We start from the raw sequence: 1,826 nt of genomic DNA, 5'->3' as shown, positions 1-1,826 counted from the left end.
TCATGAGAAAGCCCATATAAATGGGTAATGTACAAGTTGCTGTAGAAGCATGTTTAGTTCGTCTGATCACAGATACTTTATAAACTATTTTAATACTTTTTTGAATCCGTCAATGCGTAAGTCCTAAGGATTTTCGATAGAAGGAGATATTTTACTTACACATAAAGCAACGATTGGAAATGTCGCTAAAGTTCCTGAGTTAGAAACACCTTATATTATGCTAACGCCTCAGGTAACTTATTATAGAATTTTAGACCAAGAAAAATTACTAGCTGACTTTATGAAAAGTAATTTTGAATCAGTTACTTTTCAAAATGACTTAATAGCTCTCTGTACTGGTGCAACTCGGTTATATATAGGTATCTCTGAACAAAGAAAGTTGCAATTTTCTTATCCATCTAAACCCGAACAAACCAAAATCGCCTCTTTTCTTTCCGCAGTCGATGAAAAGATTAGCCAACTCACTCAAAAACATGAGCTACTCAGCCAGTATAAACAAGGCATGATGCAAAAGCTGTTTAGTCAGCAACTTCGTTTTAAAGCGGATGATGGTAGCGAGTTTGGGGAGTGGGAAACAAAATCAATAAAAGACGTTGCTGATGTAAAAGGTGGTAAACGTATTCCGAAAGGTTATGCGCTGGTTAATGAGAATACAGGACATCCATATATTACTGTGAGTGATATGAATCGTTCTTATAGTATTGATAGCACAAATATTAGGTATGTTCCTCTTGAAGTAGTAGACACTATTAAACGTTATACGATTACCGATAAAGATATATTCATTTCAGTTGCAGGAACATTAGGAATCATTGGTAAAATTCCGACTGAATTTAATGGTGCTAATTTAACAGAGAATGCTGATAAGCTTACTAATTTAAAATGCCATCAAAATTTTCTTATCTATTTATTGGATAGCGGTTATTTATCTGAATTGATCGAAAGTACAGCAACCACAAGTGCACAACCAAAGTTAGCTTTATACGCAATTGAGCAATTGGAAATACACATACCTTGCTTAGAAGAACAAACCAAAATCGCTAATTTCTTATCGAGTATTGACCAAAAAATTGAAGTGGTGGCACAGCAAATTGAACAAACCAAACAATGGAAAAAAGGCTTGTTGCAGCAGATGTTTGTGTAGGTGAAACAGATGACCGATTACTTTCAAAATCTTGTATTGCAATTGCTCCAAGAACCCAGTGAGCAAGAATGGTTAGAGTTTAAAGAAAACTACCATAGTGCCGAAGAAATTGGAGAGCGTATTTCTGCCCTATCCAACGGCGCATGTTTATGTAATAAACGGAATGGGTATTTAATTTTTGGAATTAAAGACCATGATCAGAGTATTGTCGGTACAACATTTGACCCTAAAAAACAAAAAGCTAAAGGCAATGAAGATTTAGAGTTTTGGTTACTGACACGCTTAAACCCACGTATTGACTTTAAAATCCATGAGCTGGAGATTGAGGGTAAACATCTCGTTTTATTTGAAATTCCAGCGACTAGCGGCTCACCAGTGAGCTTTCTACATGAAGCCTATATCCGTATTGGGAGTTATACCAAAAAACTTAAAGACTATCCCGATAAAGCCAAGAAAATATGGCAAAGCATGGAAACCGATTGGAGTGCTGAAATCTGTCCCGATGCGACATTACAAGATTTAGACCCGATTGCGATTGCTACAGCCCGACAGCTTTTTATCCATTGGAGCGTAAAACCTCGGGGTTTAGCCCGAGGATATAAGCGACTGGCGTAAGCCATACGACATGAAATGTCGTTTTAAATACTTTTGCTATAATCACTATTAAGAAAAATACGGTTAA

1 protein-coding gene and 1 pseudogene are annotated in these 1,826 nt (G+C 36.3%); both read left to right on the top strand.

Annotated features, from left to right (window positions below):
• Positions 1–127: 127 nt before the first annotated feature.
• Positions 128–1,144 (top strand): annotated as a pseudogene (locus HYG88_RS15475) (restriction endonuclease subunit S); the annotation flags it as partial.
• A gap of 9 nt (positions 1,145–1,153) precedes the next feature.
• Positions 1,154–1,759: a helix-turn-helix domain-containing protein gene (locus HYG88_RS15100; RefSeq protein ID WP_178883369.1), complete on the top strand. Its 606-nt coding sequence runs from the start codon at positions 1,154–1,156 to the stop codon at positions 1,757–1,759.
• Positions 1,760–1,826: the final 67 nt, after the last annotated feature.

This window comes from Acinetobacter sp. SwsAc4, from assembly GCF_013391535.1.
Classification (GTDB): Bacteria; Pseudomonadota; Gammaproteobacteria; order Pseudomonadales; family Moraxellaceae; genus Acinetobacter.
Note: the sequence above shows the minus strand (reverse complement) of the source record. Positions and strands in the feature narration are given on the sequence as shown.